The following is a 21,538-nucleotide window of genomic DNA, read 5'->3' as shown; positions in this document are numbered from 1 at the left end:
ACTTATCGTGCTGGCAAACTGGACGTTCACTGCTGGTCCATTTCCGTCAGCTTGTGTTCAAGATTTGCCCGCACCGCAGGCCATTCATGCTGGCAGATGGAATAGACCGCAGTGTCGCGCAGGGTGCCGTTGGCCATAATCATGTGGTTGCGCAAGACACCGTCAAATTTTGCGCCAAGACGCTCAATGGCATTGCGCGAGGCACGATTCATGAAATGCGTGCGAAATTCGACTGCGATGCAGTCGAGAGCGTCAAAGGCGTGGCTCAGCATCAAGAGTTTGCACTCGGTATTCATCGGGCTGCGTTGTACCGAAGCGCGATACCAGGTGGAGCCAATTTCCACACGCCGGTTTGTTTCGTCGGCGTTCATGTAAGTGGTCATACCCACGGCTTTGCCGGATGTGTCCAGAATGGCAAAAGGTGTCATGCCGGGAGTGGCAAGGCGGGCATCAATGTTGGCGGGCACGTCGTTGGGGGCGGGGACCATTGTGTACCAAAGTGCTGCCAAGTCACCGTCCGCTGAGGCCTCAGTCAAGTCATTGGCGTGGTCTTGAGACAGGTGCTCCAAAGACACATGGGTGCCGGTCAGTGTGATTGGGGCGGGCCACATGGGACGTCCTTTCAGAAAATACGCCCCCTGTTCTTGGTGGAGCAGGGGGCGCAAGAATGTGATATGATTTTGTTAGCCAAACACTTTGGTCAGCGCATTGTCGACAGCGTTTGTAATCGCGTCGATGTCATCTGCCGTCGCGATCAGTGCAGGAGAAAATGCAATCACATTGTTGCGACCGGGCACCGAGCGGTTGGCAGAGCCAATGATCACACCCTGAGCGCCGCAATCCCCGACGATGGCGGTGATGTCTGCTTCGTCCACTGGTTCTTTGGTGTCGCGGTCCTTGACCAGTTCGCAGCCAAGGAAGAGACCTTTGCCGCGCACGTCACCAATAACCTCATGCTTTTCCATCAGTGCCTGAAGGTTGCCCATCATACGCTCGCCCATGGCGGTGCAGTTTTCCAGCAAGCCTTCTTCTTCGATGATGGCCATGTTTTCCAGCGCGGCCGCGGGACCTGCGGTGCAGCCCCCAAAAGTGGAGATGTCGCGGAAATGGTCGAGCTTGTCAGATGCGTCAGCTTTGAACAGGTCAAAGATTTCTTCGGTGGTCACCATGCAGGCGATGGCGGCGTAGCCGGAAGCCACACCTTTGGCCATGGTCACAAAATCCGGTTTGATGCCGTAGTGTTGGTATCCAAACCAATGGGTGCCAGTGCGTCCAATGCCGCAAACCACTTCGTCGATGTGCAGCAGGATGTCATACTGCTTGCAGATTTCCTGCACGCGTTCCCAATAGCCTTCTGGCGGGGTAATCACGCCGCCACCTGCGGTTACAGGTTCCAGGCACAGTGCGCCGACGGTGTCTGGACCTTCTTTGAGGATGACGTCTTCGATTTGGTTGGCGGCAGCAATGCCAAAGTCGCGGCCGGAAAGGTGGCCGAGGCCGAGCTCGTCTTTGCGATATTCCATACAATGTGGCACGCGCACAAAACCGGGCGCAAAGGGGCCATATTGCATATTGCGCTCATCCTGGCCGCCGGCCGACATCGCCGCCAGGGTGCTGCCGTGATAGTCACGGTCGCGGTAGAGGATTTTGTGTTTTTTGCCGCCATACTTTTTATGCGCAATCTGCCGTATCATCTTGAAGGCTTTTTCATTGGCCTCTGATCCGGAGTTGGTGAAATAGACGCGGCTCATGCCGGGCATTTTGTCGATCAGCTTTTCCGCATAGAGCGCGCCAGGCACGTTGCCGGCGGCATTGGCGAAGTAGCACATCTTCATCAGGTTGGCGTGTACCGCATTGGCAATGCGTTCGCGGCCGTAGCCAACGTTGACCGTCCAGACCGCGCCGGACACCGCATCGATGTATTCTTTACCATTTTGATCCCACACGCGCATACCTTTGCCTTCGATAATGATGCGAGGATCGTTGGTTTCGAATGGCTTGTGCTGCACGAGATGGTGCCAAACGTGCGCTTTGTCGGCATTTACGACGTGGCTGAGGTCGTTATCTTTCAGTGTGCCATCCATGGCGCGAGTCCTCCTGGTAAAGAATCTACTTTAGGTTGTGAGTTGAGCGCGAAATCGGTCCGCTGCGTTAGACTTCACGCCATCCTCGCGACTTTTTCAAGCAAGATTATAGGGCCAAAAATTATAGCCGTGTAAGGCCAGAAAAGTATCTGGGCGTCTCAAAAAAACCGACAATATGGCACCAAGCCCCTAGTTTTTAAGGTTTTCAACCAAATGGTCAAATATGTCCAAACACCCAAAGACGCGGGTTCGAGAGGTTGAATTGCTGAAAAAAACATTGATCGGTGCCGGAATTTCCGCTCCCCTCAAGGAGGACGCGCAGTGTCGGTGATCAAAAAAGAGGCCCAAGGCCCAATGATCCTGGCAGGAAGTTCGCGCCAGAATCGACAACGGGAGAGATGATAATGAGCTTGAAAACGATGCTGATGGGCGCAGCGGCCTCCACTGCCATGCTGGTAGGTGCGCAAGCGGCGACCGCCGAAATTACCGTGGCCTATTTCTTGGAATGGCCAATGCCATTCCAATACGCCAAGCAGACCGGCATGTATGAAGAAGCCATGGGCACCACGATCAATTGGGTGAGCTTTGACACCGGCACCGCGATGAGCGCGGCCATGGCCTCTGGCGATGTGCAGATTTCCGTGAGCCAGGGTGTGCCGCCGTTTGTGGTTGCAGCTTCTGCGGGTCAGGATATCCAAATCGTGGATGTGGCGGTGAGCTACTCCGACAATGACAACTGTGTTGTCGCCTCGGGACTGGAAATTGACAAAGACAGCGCTGGTGAATTGGCGGGCAAGAAAGTGGCTGTGCCGCTGGGCACCGCTGCGCACTATGGTTTCCTGAGCCAGATGAACCACTTCGGTGTGGATGTGGCCTCGATGGAAGTGGTGGATATGGCACCGGCCGAGGGCGCTGCGGCATTGGCGCAAGGGTCGCTGGACATGGCTTGTGGTTGGGGTGGTGCGCTGCGCCGCATGACCGAGCACGGCAACGTGTTGCTGACAGGAGCTGAAAAAGAAGAGCTGGGCATTCTGGTGTTTGATGCCACCACGGCGCCTGCGTCTTATATCGCCGAAGATGGCGAGATGCTGGCGAAGTTCCTTGGTGTGACCGCAGCCGCTAACGCGATGTGGGCGGATGAGGCTAATCAGGCCAAGATGTTGCCTGTGATCGCCAAAGATGCGGGCATGACCGAAGAGGACACTGCCTCCACACTTGCGACCTTCAAGTTCCCAACTGTGGATGAGCAACTGGGCGGCGCCTGGTTGGGTGGCACGGCGCAGGACTTCATGAAAGGTGTTGCGGGCGTGTTTGTTGGTGCCGGCTCAATCCCAAGTGCATTGGACAGCTATGATGGCGCGGTGAACACCGGGCCACTGGAAACTGCCAAAGGCATGTAACTGCTGAGAAAAACAAAGCCCGCATCCATCGAGGTGTGGGCTTTGTCTTCAATATTTCCCAAAGAACAGGCGGGCCAACCGCCGTGCGTCGCCAAAGCGATGCCCAATGTCAGATAGGGACCATGACCGGATTAACCATACAGAACCTGTCCATGCGTTTTGACTTGCCCAACGGCAGTCATGTGCAAGCGCTGAAGGACGTAAGCCTTGATCTCAAACAGGGTGAGTTGCTGAGCGTGCTGGGGCCATCTGGCTGTGGCAAAACCACGCTGCTGAATATTGTGGCGGGATTTTTAGCGCCCACGGAAGGGCGGATTGTGTTGAACGGGCACCGAGTGTTTGGGCCAGATGCCGAGCGTGGCATGGTGTTTCAACAAGGTGCGCTGTTTGAGTGGATGTCGGTGCGCGACAACGTCAGATTTGGCCCGGATATGAAGGGTATGCCTAAGTCTGAGAGTGCCGAGATTGTAGACCACTTGCTGGATGTGGTGGGCTTGCAGGACTTCAAAGAAAAGATGGTCTATGAGCTGTCCGGCGGGATGCAGCAACGTGTTGCTTTGGCCCGGTGTTTGGCCAATGACCCGGATGTGATCCTCATGGATGAGCCCCTCGGTGCCTTGGATGCGCTGACCCGCGAGAGAATGCAGAGCCTTGTGCTCAAGCTTTGGAAAGAGACCGGCAAAACCATCATCTTGATCACCCACTCGGTGGATGAGGCGCTGTTGCTGGGCGAAAGGCTGTTGGTGATGGCACCGCGGCCAGGACGTATCCACAAAGAATATCGCCTGCCGTTTGCAGATATGGGTGTGGGCGCGGATTTGCGGGAGGTGAAGAAACATCCCGACTATGCCCCAACACGCGAAGAGATCCTCAACATGATCTGGAACATGGAAGAAGAGATCATGGGCCGCACTGAGGAGAGCGCATAAAATGGGACAGATTTTTGCAGACCTTGGTGGCGAGCTGATCACGCTGTTGATTTCGGTGGTTGGCGCACTGCCCTATGTCATCCTCTACGTGGGCCTGATTCTATTGGCTTCTTTCCTGTTCACGCAGGTGAAACAGCGCCTTTCATCCAGACGAGACTACACATCACTCAAGACGGTGACGTTTGGGGACGAAAGTGCGGTGATCTCCAACAAAGCGGCCTCGGTGATATCGATTGTGCTGATCTTTGTGATCTGGGGGGCGTTCACCGGCTCATCGTTGCTTCCAAAATTCCTACATGCGCCGGGACCATTTGTGGGGGAGGCGTCATTCACCTACACGGTGGAAGCCGCAGGTGGCGCGACAGCTGATGCAACAGTCGATGTGTTGGTGCATGAGGCTGGTGAAAAACCCGAGGCACCGGTTGCAGCCGACAATGAAGGTATCGCCAAAAACGATTCTCTGGTTGTGCAAGCCTACCGTTCAAAACTGCTGCGCTGGGATGCCAATGATGAGGTGACCCGCAAGGATGGCGCCAAGATCATTGCTGTTGATGGGCAAGCGATTGATCGGGATTCGGATGTGCAAGTGGGTTTTGGCCGTGTGGCATTGACCGACAAAGGCACATTGAACTTTGAACCCTCCAAGGGCTGGCAGATGGAAGATATCTGGTTGCCTGCGCCGGAAAGCGTGTGGAAACGGCTGATTTCGGTGAGTCAGGACGGGTATCAGAACGTCACATTGGCAGAACACCTGAGCTATTCGTTGTTCCGGGTGATCGTCGGTTTTGCGTTGGGTGCGGCGGTTGGCATTCCGCTTGGCTATGCCATGGGCCTGTCCAATTGGTTCCGTGGCTGGTTTGATCCAATTGTGGAATTTATGCGCCCGGTGCCGCCATTGGCACTGATTCCGCTGGTGATTATCTGGGCCGGGATTGGCGAGCAGGGCAAAATTATCCTGCTGTTCCTCGCAGCGCTGTGGATCATGGCGATTGGTGCACGGTCAGGCGTGTCCGGGGTGAATATCACCAAGGTACATGCGGCTTACTCGCTTGGAGCCAACAAGCGTCAGATTCTGCGCCATGTGATCATTCCCAACTCTTTGCCAGAGATTTTCACCGCAGCGCGGGTTGCGATGGGGGTTTGCTGGGGCACGGTTGTGGCGGCGGAACTTGTCGCGGCGGAAAAAGGTGTTGGTAAGATGATTGTGGCGGCGTCCAAGTTTCAGGACACCGACATTGTGTTGATGGGTATCATCCTGATCGGGATCATTGGCTTTGGCATCGATATGATGATGCGCTGGGCCGAGAAATATCTGGTGCCGTGGAAGGGCAAAGCCTGATCGCACAGAGTGGGGCACTCCACGGATGCTTTGAGAAAAACCAAAAGGACCGATGCAAAAGCGTCGGTCCTTTTTTGCTGTGAGGTTGACTTTGGCGGCGGGACCTATATGTGGAGCGGGTCGTTGCGCAGCCGCGTGAGCATGCCGCGCCGGGGTTTGTCTTATCCAAAGAGACCTGACTGGCGCATCAGCGACATCTCTCGTTCCCATCACGCAGGGTTCCAACGGACAGGCCGGGCGTGTGCAAAATGATTTGTGCCGTGGCGGTGCTGCCGAACCCGATTGCGGCCCCAAGCGGGGTCGATGACGTTTTGCTGCGTGGCGCTGAGGGCGCGCGCGGCGTGAAAGGACATTTTGTGTCAACATTCGAGCAGCTGGGCCTGTCGCCCACTATTCTAAAAGGCTTGGAAAAAGCCGGTTTTGACAAACCAACTCCGATTCAGGAGAAAGCCATTCCGTTGGCGCTGGATGGGCACGACATCATGGGGCTGGCACAGACCGGCACCGGCAAATCGCTGGCCTTTGGTCTGCCAATGATGGATCGCCTTTTGGCGACGCCTGGGCGTCCGATGCCCAAATCTGTCAAGGCGCTGGTATTGGCGCCAACACGTGAACTGGTCAATCAGATTGCTGAAAACCTGCGCCCGATGGTGCAGGGTACGCCGATGAAGGTCATGACCGTGGTGGGTGGGCAATCCATCAACCGCCAAATTGGCATGCTGAAGCGCGGGTGCGATATTCTGGTGGCCACGCCGGGTCGGTTGATTGACCTGTTGGATCGCCGTGAAATTGACCTGTCTACGGTTGGCTATCTGGTGCTGGATGAAGCAGACCAGATGCTCGACATGGGCTTCATTCACAGCTTGCGCAAAATTGCGCCGCATCTGGGAACACCACGTCAAACCATGCTGTTTTCGGCCACCATGCCCAAGCAGATGAACGAGCTGAGCGGAAGCTACCTGACCAACCCGAAACGGGTGGAATGTGCCCCTCCCGGCAAAACTGCGGATAAGATCACCCAGTCGGTTGAGTTCCATGAAAAAGGCGAGAAGCGCGTGCGTTTGCGCGAAATTCTGACGGAAAACAAAGATGCCACCACGCTGATTTTCTCCCGTACCAAACATGGTGCGGAGCGGATGATGAAGCAGCTGGTTGCGGAAGGCTTCAATGCGGCCTCGATCCACGGCAATAAAAGCCAGGGGCAGCGGGATCGCGCTATCAAGGCATTCCGTGATGGCGACATATCTATTCTTGTGGCCACCGACGTGGCGGCACGGGGTATTGATATTCCGGCGATTTCACTGGTGATCAACTTTGACCTGCCCAATGTGGCTGAGTCTTACGTTCACCGCATCGGCCGCACCGCGAGGGCCGGGCGTGATGGGCAGGCGATTTCCTTCTGTGCATCGGATGAGCGGGATTACCTGAAAGATATCGAAAAGCTGATTGGACGTAAGTTTGATCGGCCGGATTGGGAGCCGTCTGAAGGCAGCAAGCAATATGCGCGGGACGCGCGGGCTGCGGCTGGTCAAGGGCAGAAATCCCGTGGCCGTGGAGGTGCAAACGCAGGTGGCAAACCAGGCGGGAAGCCGGGTGGCAAGCCGGGCGGGAACGCCGGTGGCAAGCCAGGCGCGGGTCGTCGCCGGCGCAGCCGGCCGCGGAAGTCTGCTGCTTAAGGCAATAAAAAACAGCCGCGGACGAGAGTCTGCGGCTGTTTCTATTTTGATGGGGCCGTCAATTACGCCATTGGTACGCCACTGATGGATTTGGTTTCGCAGAACTCTTCCAGACCCCAAGTGCCGCCCTCGCGACCGTTGCCGGATTGGCCATAGCCTCCAAACGGTGAGCCATTGATGCGGGACACACCGTTGGTTTCCACCATGCCGGAGCGGACCTGACGCGCCATGCGTAGGCGTTTGTCATCGTCCTGTGTCTGGATGTAGTTGGTCAGACCATAGACCGTGTCATTGGCCATTTGCACCGCTTGCTCTTCGCTTTCGAACGGCGAGATTGCCAGCACCGGGCCAAAGATTTCCTCGCGGTAGATGGTCATGTCCGGAGTCACATCCGCAAAGACGGTTGGACGGACAAAGAAGCCTTTGTTCATGCCTTCCGGACGGCCCAATCCGCCAGACACCAAGGTCGCACCTTCTTTGATGCCGGTCTCTATCAGGCCCTGGATCTTGTTGAATTGCAGCTCGGAAACCACCGGACCGATGTGGCGGCCGGTTTCCGTTGTGGCGCCAACTTGGGTGGCGTCTGCCGCGGCTTTGGCTTGGTCCACAGCTTCGGCATAGCGGCTGCTTTCAACCATCATACGGGTTGGGGCGTTACAGGATTGGCCGGTGTTTTGCATGCAGTGGATCACGCCACGTTTGACGGCTTTTTCGTCGGCGTCGGCAAAGATGATGTTGGCGCCTTTGCCACCCAGCTCTAGGCTCACGCGTTTGAGCGTGTCGGCCGCGGCTTTGGAGATGGCAATGCCTGCGCGGGTGGAACCGGTGAAGCTGACCATGTCCACATCCGGGTGCGCGGACAGCTGGGAACCGACGCCAACGCCATCACCGTTGACCATGTTGAAGACGCCCGCCGGGAAACCTGCTTCGTCCATCATTTCGGTGAAGACGATGGAGGACAGCGGGGCGATTTCGGATGGTTTAAGCACCATGGTGCAGCCCACCAGAAGCGCTGGGATGGCCTTCAGGAATACTTGGTTCATTGGCCAGTTCCACGGGGTGATCATGGCGCAGACGCCAATCGGCTCCTTGCGCATGCGGTCTGCGCCCATGGCATATTCGAATTCGAAGTCTTCCAGCGCCTCAAGGAAGCCATCAAGGTGCCAGACACCGGCGCCCCATTGGTTGTTCTTGGCGAGATCGGTTGGCGCACCCATTTCCAAGCGCATGGCCTCGGCCATGTCGTCGCGGCGGGCCATGTAAATCTCACGGAGCTTTTTGACCAAGGCCACACGCTCTTCCAGAGGCGTATCTGCCCACGCTGGGAAGGCCGCGCGCGCGGCGGCAACGGCGGCGTCTGTGTCGGCTTGATCGCCGATCGAAATCACAGCACAGGTGTCTTCGGTGGCGGGGTCAATGACAGGCAGGTCATTGGCGGCAATTGGGTTGACCCATTGTCCGTTGATGTAGAATTGGCGTTTCTCGATCATGGTATTCACTCCCTCTCGATCTTGGCATCACTGTGCGCGGCAAAACTGGGGGCCGCAAGTGGGCGCGACGCGCGGTCACGAGTAATTTGATCAAATTATTTCTTCCGGTAAAGGGGTGGCGTTCAAAAAAGACAGATGTAGTCTGTCCCTCAGTCGTTTTGCGACTGAAAACCGTTTTTACATCCGGCCCTACCCGCGAGAATTGTCTCGCCAGATGTTGGCAAGGCGGGATGTGCGACCCACAGAGAGGGAGATACCCATGGGCTTGCGAATCAATGATGTTGTGCCAAATTTCACCGCCGAGACGGATCAGGGCACGATCACTTTTCACGACTGGATTGGTGACAGCTGGGCCATTCTGTTCTCTCACCCCAAAGATTTCACACCGGTTTGCACCACGGAGTTTGGTGCAGTCGCGCAGCTCGCAGAAGAGTGGCAGGCGCGCGGCACCAAAGTGATTGGTGTGTCCGTGGATGGCGTGGAAGACCACAAGGGCTGGAAGAAAGACATCGAATCTTATGCGGGCACTGGTGCCGGTTTCCCGATCATTGCCGACGATGGTCTGGCTGTGTCCAAAGCCTTCGACATGCTGCCGGCGGAAGCCTATCTGCCGGATGGTCGCACGCCTGCGGACAGCGCCACTGTGCGCTCCGTTTTCATCATTGGTCCGGACAAACAGCTGAAGCTGTCGATGACTTACCCAATGAACGTTGGTCGTAACTTTGCTGAGGTTTTGCGGGCGCTGGATGGCTTGCAGACCGCTTCCAAAGAAAACGTGGCCACCCCGGCGAACTGGACTCCAGGTGGCGATGTGGTGATCCCGGTTGCGGTAAGTGATGCGGATGCAAAAGCCAAATATGGGGAGTTCACCACCCACTTCCCATACCTGCGCACCACCAAGCTGCCAGGTTAAACTGGGCAGTTTAACCCTCTAAGACATGTCGAAAGCGCGTTGGTCCGACCAGCGCGCTTTTTTTTGTTGGCGTGTGCCCTGCGCCAATCCGACTTCGAGTAATTTTGATGTGCAAACTAATTTGCCTCCGGCAATTAAGCGGCTGGAAACTGTTTTGTCGCAAGAAGGGCGGGATGACCCAACGCGCGCAATATCTTCCGGCGATTCTCGCTGTTGTCTTTTGCCTGACCGTGACCCCGGTTTTGGCAATTGTCAGCGCCCCCGTGAAAACAGGTGGGCCGGTTTTGGTTGTCGCGCGTCCTGGGACAGATCTGACGGGTCTGATTGAAACCTCTGGCGGCCAAGTGGTGGGCGTAACACGCGCCCCGCTTGCGGTCATGGGATGGTCAGAAGACGACGCATTTGAACAGAGACTGAAACGGAACGGAGCATGGGCCATTTTGGACGGCGAAGCGCTGGCCTGGCTGTGTGGTGAGACAACATGACTGATGATCTGAAATTAACAAAGGCCCGTCAGACGGGCGTGAAAGTTTTGGCCATTGTGGCAGCCGTATTGGGCGCTACCGCGGCGGCGATTGCCTTTATGCGGGGCGGTCAAGTTGTGATGATTGGTATGTCCGCAGGCGTTTTTGCGGCGCTGGCGTTCTACGCGTTCCGGCTGGGCGGCAATCTGGCGGCGCGATTGAGTGTGACCGTGGCGGTGATCGGGCAGATCGCTGTGATCTTGGCAGCAATGGCCGGACATGCGTGGCAGTTGGATGTGCACATGGTGTTCTTTGCTGCGCTGGCGATGCTGACTCTGATGACCTGTCCTGCATCGCTTTTGGTGGGCGCTGGCGTGACCGCTGTGCACCATTTGGTGCTGACTTTCTTTTGGCCAGCGATGGTGTACCCGTCTGTGGATCTGATGGAAAACATTGGACGCACCGTGCTGCATGCGGTTGTTGTGATTGCCGAAACTGGCATTTTGCTGACCTCAGTCATGACCACGCTGCGCCAGATGAACGAGCGCAACAAAGAGCAAGCGGTGTTGTCTGAAACCATGGAAGCACTGAAGGCCGAAAAGACCCGCATCGAGGGGCGTCAACAGGCGCAGGCTGAGGTGGTGAGCACGCTGCATGAGCGTCTCACTCGCATTGCGGGCGGCAATTTGGATGCCACTATCAACCATACGTTTGACAAGAGCTATGAAGCACTGCGCAAGAGCTTCAATGATGCGGTGTCTTCACTGAGCGGGATCATCACGTCCGTGACTTCTGTGTCCAGTCAGATTGAGGTGGACAGCCGAGAGTTGGCTGAAGTGTCCAACAGTGTGGCACATAGCACCGAGAAACAGGCGAGTGCGTTGCAAGGTGTGACCGATGCGGTGGAGCAGATTGCCGATGCCATGAACGGCGCGGTGGAGAAAGCAAAATCCACACAGGAGCGGTTTGACAACACCCGCAGCATGACCAGCAACGGTGCGGAAGTGGTGCGTCAGGCCGTGAGCACTATGGATGAGATCGAGGCGTCTTCGTCGCAGATTGATCATGTTGTGACTTTGATTGAGGATATTGCCTTTCAAACCAACTTGTTGGCGTTGAACGCTGGTGTGGAAGCGGCACGGGCCGGTGAAGCGGGCGCTGGGTTTGCGATTGTGGCCTCTGAGGTGCGGGAACTGGCGCATCGTTCAGCGGAAGCGGCTCAGAATATCAACGCACTAATTTCCGAGAGCAACGGGCATGTGACCAATGGGGTGGCGCTGGTGCGTCAGGTTGGTGATGCGCTTGAGGCGATCCTTGGCGATGTGAACCAAGTGTCGGGTAATGTGGCTGAAATCTCGGATGTGTCCAGCGTGCAGGCGCAGTCGGTTGAGCAGATCCGAGGCAGCATGCAGACCATTGGCGGTGCAACGCAGGCCAATGCCGCGCGGGCGGAAGAGGCCTCGGCTGCCACTTCTAGCCTCGATCGAGCTGTCGACCGGCTGGTAGATGTGCTTGGCGGATTTAGTGTCGCGGCCACAACCGCGGAAACTGGCGACGTAGAGATGTTTGATGAAGACGGTGACGATGATCGGTGGGCTGCCGCCTAACGAATTGACTGAGCCCAAATGAAAAGCGCCGGTGAGAGTTCACCGGCGCTTTTGTTTTGTTTGAGTGTTTGTGGCTTACTCGCCGTAAGGCACCCAGATGTTTTTGACTTCAGTGGCCGCCTGCAAGAACGTTCGGCCCTCGCCCTCTGCTCCCATCCAGTCGCGCGCCAAACCGTTGTTGACCCAAGTGCGCTTGAGGTTGCCCGCGCTCGCGCGTTCGATCTCGGCTGAGACATCTGTTGACGAGAAAGACCAGACCGCGTCCACATCCAAGTGGCTGGCCAACGGTCCTGCGAGCTCGGCGTGGGAGCCAGTGAGGATGTTGACCACGCCACCAGGCACGTCGGAGGTGTCCAGCACCTGATAGAAATCGGTGGCGGCCAACGGGAAGGCTTCTGAGGCCACCAGAACCGTGCGGTTGCCCATGGCAATTGCCGGCGCCATCGCGGAGATCAGGCCCAGGAGCGGCGCATCGTCCGTACAAAGCGCACCAATCACACCCACTGGTTCTTTCATGGCCAGCGCGACGCCACGAATGGGCACGCCATGCGCCTGACCATCGTATTTGTCGGCCCAGGCAGCGTAGGTGAAGAGGCGGCGGATTGAGATTTCGACCTCTGCCGCGCCGGTCTTCCCGCCGGTCAGAAGATTCACGCGTGTGGCAAGTTCGTCTTTGCGGGCAGAGAGATTTTCCGCAATGTAGTAGAGAATTTGCGCGCGTAGGTGACCTGTGGTTCCAGACCAGCCTTTGGCGGCATGAGCGGCCTCAACCGCGTTGCGCACGTCTTTGCGGTTGGCAATCGGGGCTTGGCCCAGAAGTGCACCGGATTTGCCGTAGATGTTTTGGCTGTAGCCGCCATCCGGGCGGGCCTGCTTTCCACCCACGTAGAGTTTTGGTGTGCGGTCCAGCGGATCGGTCGGGCCTTTTCCACCAGCGAAGGCTTCGACAAGCTTTAGCGCCTTGGGGGAGCCTTTGGGTTTGGTGTAGGCCGCCAGACCTTCCCAACCGCCTTCGCGGCCATAACCGCTTTCGCGTACGCCACCAAAGCCGGCGGCCGCGTCAAACAAGTTGGTGGCGTTGACCCAGACCACGCCGGCCACAAGCTTGGGCGCGATGTCGAGCGCGAGGTTTACGTTTTCGGTCCAGAGCGTCGCAGCCAGGCCGTAGCGGGTGTTGTTGGCCAGCGCGACGGCCTCGGAAGGCGTGCGGAAGGTGGTGGAGACCAGTACCGGGCCAAAGATCTCTTCCTGCATCAATTTGGAAGACGGCGCGAGGCCGGTGATCAATGTGGGCGGGTAGAAACAGCCCTCGACGGGCATGTCGATGGGCGCATGGTAGGTTTCGCCGTCGGTGTTGTCTGCGACCATGTCGGTGATGGTTTGCAACTGAACCGGGTCGACAATCGCGCCAACGTCGATGCATTTGTCCAGTGGGTTGCCAATACGCAGACCGTCCATGCGGGCTTTGAGCTTGCGATAGAAAGTTTCGGCAATCCCTTCCTGCACCAGGAGACGAGATCCAGCACAGCAGACCTGGCCCTGGTTGAACCAGATGGCGTCAACCAGACCTTCGATGGCAGAGTCGATGTCGGCATCTTCAAAGACGATGTAGGGCGATTTGCCGCCCAGTTCCAACGTGAGAGACTTGCCGGAGCCTGCGGTGGCCTCGCGGATGCGTTTGCCGACGTCTGTGGAGCCGGTGAAGGCGACCTTGTTGATGTCCTCATGCGTGGTGATCATCTCACCCACGGCTCCGTTGCCGGTGACGATGTTCACCACACCGGCAGGCAGTCCCGCTTGCTGACAGATGTCAGCAAAAGCCATCGCGGTCAGGGAGGTATACTCGGCGGGCTTCAATACCACGGTGTTGCCCATTGCCAGCGCGGGCGCAACTTTCCAGGCCAGCATCAGCAGCGGGAAGTTCCATGGGATGATTTGGCCACAGACACCCAGCGCTTGCGCGTTGGGCAGTTCCGCGTCCATGAGCTGTGCCATGCCCGCGTGATAGTAGAAGTGGCGCTGCACCAGCGGGATGTCGATGTCGCGGCTTTCACGGATCGGTTTGCCGTTGTCCAGCGTTTCCAGCACCGCAAACAGGCGGCTGTGTTTTTGCAGCAGGCGCGCAATGGCGTAGAGGTATTTGGCACGGCCGTGACCGCCGAGACCTTCCCATTTGGCTTGGGCCTTACGCGCGGCTTTCACAGCGGTATTGATTTCGTCTTGTGACGCCTGGGTCAGGTCGGCCAGGGTCTCGCCATTGGCGGGGTTCTTGGACTGGAAGTCCTTGCGCGGTGTGGTCCAGTCGCCGTCGATGAAATGGCCAAAGGCTGCGCCTTGATCGACAATCCAGGCCAGCGCATCTGCGGCGCTTTCGGGGGCGGGGCCGTAGTCCATGGTGTCAAAAATCTCTTTAACGGTCATTTGTCTTCCCCTTACGAGGTTATCTTGTGAAGCGCGGCCTGAAGGTCTTCGGCTGGCACTGTTTCGCTGTGCAAAATGCCGGCCATGACAGCTTCGGCAATTTGGGCGGTGGTTTTGTCGAGAAGGTCCGGCTGTGTATGCGCGTATTCGAAGGCCTCTTGCAGGAAATCCGCAAGCCGTGCCTCCAAATGGCCGCCAGACAGGTGCTCGTCGCAACGGGCGACCCACGTCCTTTGGGACCAGACCTTCATACGCAGAAGGTGCTGATCCGGGATGGGGGCGGCGGTGTCTGGGGCTGCGATCACGGCTCTGTCCTTACGCCATCGCGTGGCGGTGGTTGGCCGAATACTGGCCGGTAACATGATGTTCGAGCTGGCGTTCGATGTCGCCCAGCAGCGAGGACGCGCCAAAGCGGAAGAGATCCGGTTGCAGCCAGCGGTCGCCCAGCTCGTCTTTGATGAGTGAGAGATAGACCAGAGAATCTTTGGCTTTGGAGATGCCGCCTGCGGGTTTGTAGCCCACCCGGAAACCGGTGCGGTCATAATAGTCGCGGATGGCGCGGATCATCACGAGGCTCACGGGCAATGTGGCGTTCACGCTTTCCTTGCCGGTGGAGGTCTTGATGAAGTCAGCACCGGCCATCATACAGACCAGTGAGGCGCGCGCGACGTTGCGAAGAGTGCCGAGTTCGCCGGTGGCCAAGATGGCTTTCACATGCGCGTCGCCGCAGGCTTCGCGCATCTCTTTCATCTCATCATAGAGCGCCTGCCAATTGCCTTGCAGCACGTGGCGGCGGGTGATGACGATGTCGATTTCTTCGGCACCGGCTTTCACGCTTTCACCAATCTCGGCGATGCGCAGGTGGTACGGCGACAGGCCAGCAGGGAAGCCGGTGGACACAGCCGCCACGGGAATGCCTGTGCCCTTCAAAGACGACACAGCAGTATCGATCATGTCGTGATAGACGCAGACCGCGCCGGTGGTCAGGCCTTGCATGCCCAAAGCGTCCAGGATGTCAGCGCGCACCGGCTGTTTGGCCTTGGCGCAGAGGCGCGCGACACGGCCTTCGCTGTCATCGCCGGACAGGGTGGTCAGGTCGATCAGGGAGATCGCTTTACACAGCCAGGCGGCCTGATAGTCCTTCTTAACTGAGCGGCGACCCGGCAAGGTCTTGGCGCGGCGTTCGATGGCCGACGTGTTGGCCTGCGCGGTGCGAACCCAATCAAGGTCCAGCGCCATGCCGGGATTGCGCGGTTCCAGCGCGGTGGGCAGTTGATGCCCTTCGGCGGTAATGGTGGGCGTTTGCATCGGTCCATCCTGTTGCGGAAAACAGGGATCAAAATGCCTCAGAAACTAGGGCTTTGGCAAGTCGCAGAACGACATCAGTTGTTCTTTTTTGATCATTTGGTCAACAAAAAGATGAGAATAAGTCGCAATTGCGTTGACACTCTTGAGAATGGTTCTCATAATCAACTGAAACCAATGGACGGATGCACTATGCGATTCTCTCGTCGAGATTTTATTGTGGCAACGACCGCTGCCAGTTTGGCTAGCGCAACACCTGCTTTTGCAGGTGGGAAAATGCAGGTAGTCGCCACCACCGGCATGATCGCAGACACAGCGCGCCGCATTGGCGGTGATGCGGTTGAGGTGAAGGGCTTGATGGGGCCGGGTGTTGATCCACACGCCTATCGCCAGACGCGTACGGATATTGTGGCGCTGACCAAGGCGGATCTGGTTTTGTGGCATGGGCTTTATCTCGAAGCGCAGATGGAAGACTTTATGCACAAGCTGGAGAAGCGCGGCACCGTGGTTGCGGTGACGGATACATTGCCAGTCGAGTTGCTGAATGGGCATGATCAATACGCCGACAAATTTGACCCACATGTGTGGATGGATCCCCGGTTGTGGGTGTTTGTGACCGAGCGCATTCGTGATGCGTTGATCGATGCGCAGCCAGAGGGTGAAGCGCGGTTTGTGGCCAATGCTGAGACGTTTCTGGCGGAGCTGTCTGACTTGTCAGACTACGCGGAGACCGCGCTGACCTCGGTACCCGATGGGGCACGAACTTTGCTCACTGCGCATGATGCGTTTGGGTATTTTGGCGCGGCGTATGGCTTCTCCGTATTGGGCGTACAGGGCATTTCCACCAACAGTGAGGCAGGCCTCAACCGGATCAGCGAATTGGTCGACACATTGATCGAGCGCGACATCAAGGCGGTGTTTGTCGAAAGCTCCGTGTCAGATCGCACCGTGCGGGCACTGGTTGAGGGCGCGGCGGCAAAAGGCCACGATGTGTCTATTGGTGGCGAGCTGTACTCTGATGCGATGGGGCCGGATGGCACTTATGAAGGCACCTATGTCGGTATGATTGATCACAACATCACAGTCATTGCTGACGCGCTGGGCGGGAATGTGCCCGCGCGTGGCATGAACAGCCGCCTGTCTGCGGGATCGTAAGGATTAAAGCTATGAGCCTAGAACTGGCAGCAAATATGGGCGCAGCGCCCAAGGCGGAGATCCCAACCGAAAGCCCGTTGGCGATCCGAGGCTTGACGGTGTCTTATGGGCAGAAACCGGTGGTGTTCTCGGTGGACATGACGGTTGAAGAAGGCTCGATGACCGCGATTATTGGCCCAAACGGCGCCGGTAAATCGACGCTGTTGAAAGCCGCGCTGGGCATTGTTTCGCCATTGGCTGGCCAGGCTCTGGTTTTTGGTAAGCCATTGAAAGCTGCGCGGCACCGCATTGCTTATGTACCGCAGCGCGCCAGCGTGGATTGGGATTTCCCAACCCGGGTGATTGATGTGGTGCTGATGGGTCTATATCGCGAACTGGGCCTGCTGCGCCGCATTCGTCCGCAGCATATGGAAAAAGCCCGCGCCTGTTTGGAACGTGTGGGCATGACCGATTTTGCCGATCGTCAGATTGGGCAACTGTCCGGAGGCCAGCAGCAACGTGTGTTCCTTGCACGGGCGTTGGCGCAGGAGGCGGATCTCTATTTGTTGGATGAACCGTTTGCCGGTGTGGATGCCGCAACCGAAAAAGCCATCATTGATGTGCTGAAATCCTTGCGTTCAGAAGGCAAAACCGTTGTTGCTGTGCACCACGACCTGACCACCGTGCGCAGCTATTTTGATCGGGTATTCCTGATCAACACACGCAAGGTAGCCGAAGGCGCGGTGGACGAGGCGTTTACGCCAGACATGTTGAACCAGACTTACGGCGGGCGGTTGGCAACAGGCCAGATCGACCAGCTGGAGCTGGCGGGCTAACAGATGTTTTGGACTGCGTTGACTTTGCAGCTTGGCTATAACGCCACGCTGGTAACTATTGGTGCGACCTTGCTGGGCATTGCGGCAGGTGTGACCGGGACGTTTCTGTACCTGCGCAAACGCGCATTGGTGAGCGATGCCATCAGCCATGCGACCCTGCCCGGTGTTGGCATTGCCTTTATGTTGATGGTCATGCTTGGCGGCGATGGGCGAGCGCTGCCCGGATTGCTGCTTGGCGCTGCGGTCTCGTCCTGGATTGGGCTGCTTTGCGTGAGCTGGCTGACGCGGTTTACGCGCCTGTCTGAGGACGCGGCGATTGGGGCGGTTTTGTCGGTGTTCTTTGGCTTTGGCATTGTGTTGCTGACGGTGATCCAAACCATGGGGGCGGGACGTGCGGCGGGCCTAGAGGGCTTCTTGCTGGGCTCTACGGCAGGTATGTTGTTCAATGACGCGCTGGTGATTGCCGGTGGTGGGGCGTTGACCTTACTGGCGGTTTTGATCCTGCGGCGACCGATGACATTGCTGGCTTTTGATCCGGAATACGCTGCGTCGCGGGGCGTGAATGTGGGCCGGATGGACCTTGCGATTATGGCACTGGCGCTGGCGGTCACCGTGATTGGCCTGAAAGTTGTAGGGCTGATCCTGATTGTCGCCATGTTGATCATTCCGCCTGTCACCGCCCGGTTCTGGACTGAGCGCACCGATCATATGGTTTTGATTTCAGGGCTTTGTGGCGGCTTGGCAGCTTGGGTTGGCGCCTCTCTGTCCGCTGTGGCGCCCGCGATGCCCACCGGACCAATCATTGTATTGTCGAGTTTTGGTTTGTTTATTTTGTCGCTGTTGCTGGCGCCTAATCGTGGTGTGCTGGCAGTTTACCTGCGACATGTGCGGTTTCAGCGGCGGGTGCATATGCGTCAGGGATTGCTGGCTTTGGCACAAGGACAGCCGATTTATGAAGCCTTCACGGTGCGGTTGTTGAAGCGCGCAGGTTTGGCGCATGCAGATGGCGTGCCAACAGACGATGGGCGCGCACGGGCGGCCAAAGCGTTGCGGGACGAGAAGCGCTGGGAGTTGGTGCGGGCGGATCAGGCGTTTGAGAGCGCGGCGGCGCTCTATGACGGGCTGCGTGATATCGAGACTGTTCTGACTGGTGATCAGATTTCCGAGATTGATCAACGCATTGGCGGGCCGCAGGGGGTGACATCATGAGCGGTGAAGAATTTGTCCCTCTGTCGTTGACACCGATGCTGATTGGCGTCTTGGCGGCCGTGGCTTGCGCTTTGCCGGGCAACTTCCTTGTGTTGCGCAAACAGGCCCTGATTGGCGACGCAATTTCTCACGTGGTGTTGCCAGGCATTGTTGTGGCGTTTTTGATCACCGGCGTGGTGGCAGCTGCGCCAATGATGTTGGGCGCAGCGGGGGCCGCGTTGGTGTCCGTGGTAATGATCGAAGCCATTCGACGGCTGGGCAATATCGAGCCGGGTGCGGCGATGGGCCTGACGTTTACCACGTTGTTTGCAGCCGGTGTTTTGCTTTTGGAACAAAGTGATACCTCGTCTGTGCACCTGGATGTGGAGCACGCGCTTTATGGCAATCTGGAAAGCCTGATCTGGCTTGACGCGGTGGGCTGGTCAAGTTTGCTTGATCCATTGGCATTGGCTGGGCTGCCACCTGAATTGGGACGTGTTGTCATCGCTTTGATTGGGGTGATCGGCTTCTTGTCGTTGTTCTGGCGGCCTTTGGTGGTGTCGACGTTTGACGAGAGCTTTGCGCAAGCTGTGGGGATTGCAACCAATCGTTTGGGGGTGGCGCTGGTGATGGTGGCTGCTTTGGCGGCGGTGGCGGCGTTTGATGCGGTCGGCTCGATCATTGTGATTGCGATGTTCATTTGCCCGCCAGCCGCCGCGCGGTTGATGACCAATCGATTGGAGCATCAAGTGGCGTGGAGCGTTGTTTTTGCGGTGCTTTCCGCGGTTCTGGGTTATGTCTTTGCGGGCTACGGGCCGTTGTGGTTGGGCTTTGATAATGCGGTCAGCGCGGCGGGCATGATCGCCACGGTGTCCGGACTTATCCTTGCGTTGGCAGCGTGTTTTGCTCCCCACAGGCATCGCAGCGGGGCGCCAGCGGTTTAGGCCGCTTGGCTGGTGTCTGAATTGCTGAGCTTCGTCCACGCATCGTATTGCGCGAGGAAGATTTCACCGTTCAGGTCATCCAGGAAATGGCTACGTTTGAGGCGGTCCATGACAGGGCCTTTGACTTCGGAAAAATGCAGACGAATGTTGAGCTCTTTGAGGCGGCTGTTGATCGCCTCAAGGCTCTCCAACGCACTCATGTCGATCTCGTTCACAGCCGAGGCCATGAGCACCACATCGGTGATTGGTTGGTCACAGACCACGCGGTCATAAACGTAGTCTTCCAAAAAACGTGCGTTGGCGAAATACAGGCTTTCGTCAATGCGTAGTGTCACCAAGTGTGGGGCAGTTTTTACCTTGTGTCGTAGGATGTTACGGAAGTGCTGTGTACCGGGCACAAGGCCGACCTCGGCCACATGGGGACGGCTGGTTTTGTAGAGATGCAACGCGATGGAAAGGATCACACCGGCGCTGACACCGACCTCCACACCGAGGCCCAAGGTGAGTGCAATGGTGGTGGCGACAGCGGCAAAATCAACGCGGGAATAGCCCCAAGCGTGACGCAGGATTGAGAGGTCCACGAGACTCAACACGGCAACGATGATGGTGGCAGCCAGCGTGGCTTTGGGCAGGAAGAACAGCAGGGGCGTGAGGAAGAGCGCGGCACCGGCGATGCCAATGGCAGTGAAGGCACCGGCGGCGGGGGTTTGCGCGCCTGCGTCAAAGTTCACAACCGAGCGGGCGAAACCGCCGGTGACTGGGTAACCCCCTGAAATAGCAGAGGCAATGTTGGAGGTGCCAAGGCCGATAAGCTCCTGATCTGGGTCGATGCGTTGGCGGCGTTTGGCGGCGAGGGTCTGCGCCACAGAGACGCTTTCGACAAAGCCGATGATGGAAATCAGGAGCGCGGCGAGGAAGAGTTGGGACCAGAGATCTGGCGAGAAACTGGGTGCCGAAAGTGGGGGCAGACCAGTGGGGACGGTGCCCACAATTGCCACACCTTTCTCAGCAAGATCAAAGGTATAGGCAGACAGTGTGGTGGCGGCGACAGCGGCGACGGGACCAGCTTTGGTGATCACGTCAGCAAGGCGTGGGGTGACGCCGAGTTTGAGCAGGAACGGTTTGAGACCTTTGCGGGTCCAGAACAAGAAGGCCAAGGCGGTGGCGCCGAGGGTCACTGTGTAGAGGTTGGTTTCGGGCAAATGGGCCATCAAAGAGGTGAGCAATTCGGGCAGTGTGTGGCCGTGTGCGGTGATGCCGAGGATGTGTTTCAATTGGCTTGTGGCGATCAGAATTCCGGAGGCGGTGATGAAGCCTGCGATCACCGGATGGGACAGGAAATTGGCAAGGAATCCAAGGCGTAAGAGGCCCATCAGGGTGAGCATAACACCGGACATGAAGGCCAATGTAATCGCCGCAATCAGGTACTCTGTGGTGCCTTGCAAAGCGAGGTTTCCGAGGGCGGCGGCGGTCATGAGGGAAACCACGGCGACGGGGCCGACGGCGAGCACACGGGAGGTGCCGAAGATGGCGTAGGCGACCAGAGGCAGGATGGAGGCATAAAGGCCAACTTCGGGGGGCAGACCGGCAAGCAGGGCGTAGGCCAAGGACTGCGGAATCAGCATGATTGTCACGATCACGGCGGCCATAAGATCGGCTCCAAGTATCTGACGGTCATAGGTTTTTGCCCATTGAAGGATGGGGAAGTAACGCTTGAGCGGTTGCGGCATTGGGGCCTCATGAGAGTCGCGGGTGCGCTCTATATATTCCAAAAATGGAATAAGAAAACCCTTACAGGAAAACTTGTT

At 57.6% G+C, this 21,538-nt stretch carries 18 protein-coding genes; 11 read left to right on the top strand and 7 right to left on the bottom strand.

Features of this window, described 5'->3' with window-relative positions; genetic code table 11:
* Window positions 1–26: 26 nt before the first annotated feature.
* Both QOL67_RS01410 and QOL67_RS01405 read right to left on the bottom strand, forming a co-directional pair.
* Complete coding sequence (locus QOL67_RS01410; protein WP_283424152.1) at window positions 27–611, bottom strand: GNAT family N-acetyltransferase; 585 nt, start codon at window positions 609–611, stop codon at window positions 27–29.
* A gap of 72 nt (window positions 612–683) precedes the next feature.
* Window positions 684–2,084 (bottom strand): aminotransferase family protein, encoded by a 1,401-nt coding sequence (locus tag QOL67_RS01405; protein WP_283424151.1) that lies wholly within the window; start codon window positions 2,082–2,084, stop codon window positions 684–686.
* Between the two features lie 404 nt (window positions 2,085–2,488).
* Between QOL67_RS01405 and QOL67_RS01400 the strand changes: the two genes are divergently transcribed.
* From QOL67_RS01400 to QOL67_RS01385, 4 genes are all read left to right on the top strand, one after another.
* Window positions 2,489–3,484 carry a taurine ABC transporter substrate-binding protein gene (locus QOL67_RS01400; RefSeq protein WP_283424150.1) on the top strand — a complete coding sequence of 332 codons (996 nt, stop codon included), beginning with the start codon at window positions 2,489–2,491 and terminating at the stop codon, window positions 3,482–3,484.
* A 122-nt stretch (window positions 3,485–3,606) separates the two neighbouring features.
* A complete protein-coding gene (locus tag QOL67_RS01395) occupies window positions 3,607–4,413 on the top strand; it encodes an ABC transporter ATP-binding protein (RefSeq protein WP_283424149.1) in 807 nt (268 codons plus the stop codon).
* A gap of 1 nt (window position 4,414) precedes the next feature.
* Entirely contained in the window at window positions 4,415–5,752 is a 1,338-nt protein-coding gene (locus QOL67_RS01390) for an ABC transporter permease (RefSeq protein ID WP_283424148.1), read from the top strand.
* Between the two features lie 356 nt (window positions 5,753–6,108).
* Window positions 6,109–7,428 carry a DEAD/DEAH box helicase gene (locus QOL67_RS01385; protein ID WP_283424755.1) on the top strand — a complete coding sequence of 440 codons (1,320 nt, stop codon included), beginning with the start codon at window positions 6,109–6,111 and terminating at the stop codon, window positions 7,426–7,428.
* A 62-nt stretch (window positions 7,429–7,490) separates the two neighbouring features.
* Here QOL67_RS01385 and QOL67_RS01380 read toward each other — a convergent pair whose 3' ends face one another.
* The gene (locus QOL67_RS01380) at window positions 7,491–8,918 is read right to left on the bottom strand and encodes an aldehyde dehydrogenase family protein (protein ID WP_283424147.1); all 1,428 of its coding nucleotides are present in this window, start codon (window positions 8,916–8,918) and stop codon (window positions 7,491–7,493) included.
* Between the two features lie 259 nt (window positions 8,919–9,177).
* On the opposite strand from QOL67_RS01380, the gene QOL67_RS01375 reads away from it, so the two are divergent.
* The 3 genes from QOL67_RS01375 (at window position 9,178) to QOL67_RS01365 (ending at window position 11,902) form a co-directional block, all read left to right on the top strand.
* Window positions 9,178–9,831, top strand: a complete 654-nt coding sequence (locus QOL67_RS01375) for a peroxiredoxin (RefSeq protein WP_283424146.1) — start codon at window positions 9,178–9,180, stop codon at window positions 9,829–9,831.
* A gap of 173 nt (window positions 9,832–10,004) precedes the next feature.
* A complete protein-coding gene (locus QOL67_RS01370; RefSeq protein WP_283424145.1) occupies window positions 10,005–10,316 on the top strand; it encodes a hypothetical protein in 312 nt (103 codons plus the stop codon).
* Complete coding sequence (locus QOL67_RS01365; protein ID WP_283424144.1) at window positions 10,313–11,902, top strand: methyl-accepting chemotaxis protein; 1,590 nt, start codon at window positions 10,313–10,315, stop codon at window positions 11,900–11,902. Before QOL67_RS01370 ends, QOL67_RS01365 begins: the two co-directional genes overlap by 4 nt.
* Window positions 11,903–11,977: 75 nt before the next feature.
* Here QOL67_RS01365 and QOL67_RS01360 read toward each other — a convergent pair whose 3' ends face one another.
* The 3 genes from QOL67_RS01360 to deoC are packed head-to-tail and all read right to left on the bottom strand — an operon-like array spanning window position 11,978 to window position 15,631.
* Window positions 11,978–14,323: an aldehyde dehydrogenase family protein gene (locus tag QOL67_RS01360; RefSeq protein ID WP_283424143.1), complete on the bottom strand. Its 2,346-nt coding sequence runs from the start codon at window positions 14,321–14,323 to the stop codon at window positions 11,978–11,980.
* Window positions 14,324–14,334: 11 nt separating this feature from the next.
* Window positions 14,335–14,628 (bottom strand): hypothetical protein, encoded by a 294-nt coding sequence (locus QOL67_RS01355; RefSeq protein WP_283424142.1) that lies wholly within the window; start codon window positions 14,626–14,628, stop codon window positions 14,335–14,337.
* A 10-nt stretch (window positions 14,629–14,638) separates the two neighbouring features.
* A complete protein-coding gene (gene deoC, locus QOL67_RS01350) occupies window positions 14,639–15,631 on the bottom strand; it encodes a deoxyribose-phosphate aldolase (protein WP_283424141.1) in 993 nt (330 codons plus the stop codon).
* 189 nt (window positions 15,632–15,820) lie between these two features.
* Between deoC and QOL67_RS01345 the strand changes: the two genes are divergently transcribed.
* The 4 genes from QOL67_RS01345 to QOL67_RS01330 are packed head-to-tail and all read left to right on the top strand — an operon-like array spanning window position 15,821 to window position 19,730.
* A complete protein-coding gene (locus tag QOL67_RS01345; protein WP_283424140.1) occupies window positions 15,821–16,783 on the top strand; it encodes a metal ABC transporter solute-binding protein, Zn/Mn family in 963 nt (320 codons plus the stop codon).
* A gap of 11 nt (window positions 16,784–16,794) precedes the next feature.
* Entirely contained in the window at window positions 16,795–17,598 is an 804-nt protein-coding gene (locus QOL67_RS01340) for a metal ABC transporter ATP-binding protein (RefSeq protein ID WP_283424139.1), read from the top strand.
* A gap of 3 nt (window positions 17,599–17,601) precedes the next feature.
* Window positions 17,602–18,807: a metal ABC transporter permease gene (locus QOL67_RS01335; protein ID WP_283424138.1), complete on the top strand. Its 1,206-nt coding sequence runs from the start codon at window positions 17,602–17,604 to the stop codon at window positions 18,805–18,807.
* The gene (locus tag QOL67_RS01330) at window positions 18,804–19,730 is read left to right on the top strand and encodes a metal ABC transporter permease (RefSeq protein WP_283424137.1); all 927 of its coding nucleotides are present in this window, start codon (window positions 18,804–18,806) and stop codon (window positions 19,728–19,730) included. Before QOL67_RS01335 ends, QOL67_RS01330 begins: the two co-directional genes overlap by 4 nt.
* Here QOL67_RS01330 and QOL67_RS01325 read toward each other — a convergent pair.
* Window positions 19,727–21,460 (bottom strand): SulP family inorganic anion transporter, encoded by a 1,734-nt coding sequence (locus QOL67_RS01325; RefSeq protein ID WP_283424136.1) that lies wholly within the window; start codon window positions 21,458–21,460, stop codon window positions 19,727–19,729. The genes QOL67_RS01330 and QOL67_RS01325 overlap by 4 nt on opposite strands.
* Window positions 21,461–21,538 lie beyond the last annotated feature (78 nt).

Source organism: Shimia sagamensis, assembly GCF_900182745.1.
In the GTDB taxonomy this organism is placed as follows: Bacteria; Pseudomonadota; Alphaproteobacteria; order Rhodobacterales; family Rhodobacteraceae; genus Shimia; species Shimia sagamensis.
The sequence above is the reverse complement of the archived record's forward strand: the minus strand, read 5'-3'. Positions and strand labels throughout refer to the sequence as shown.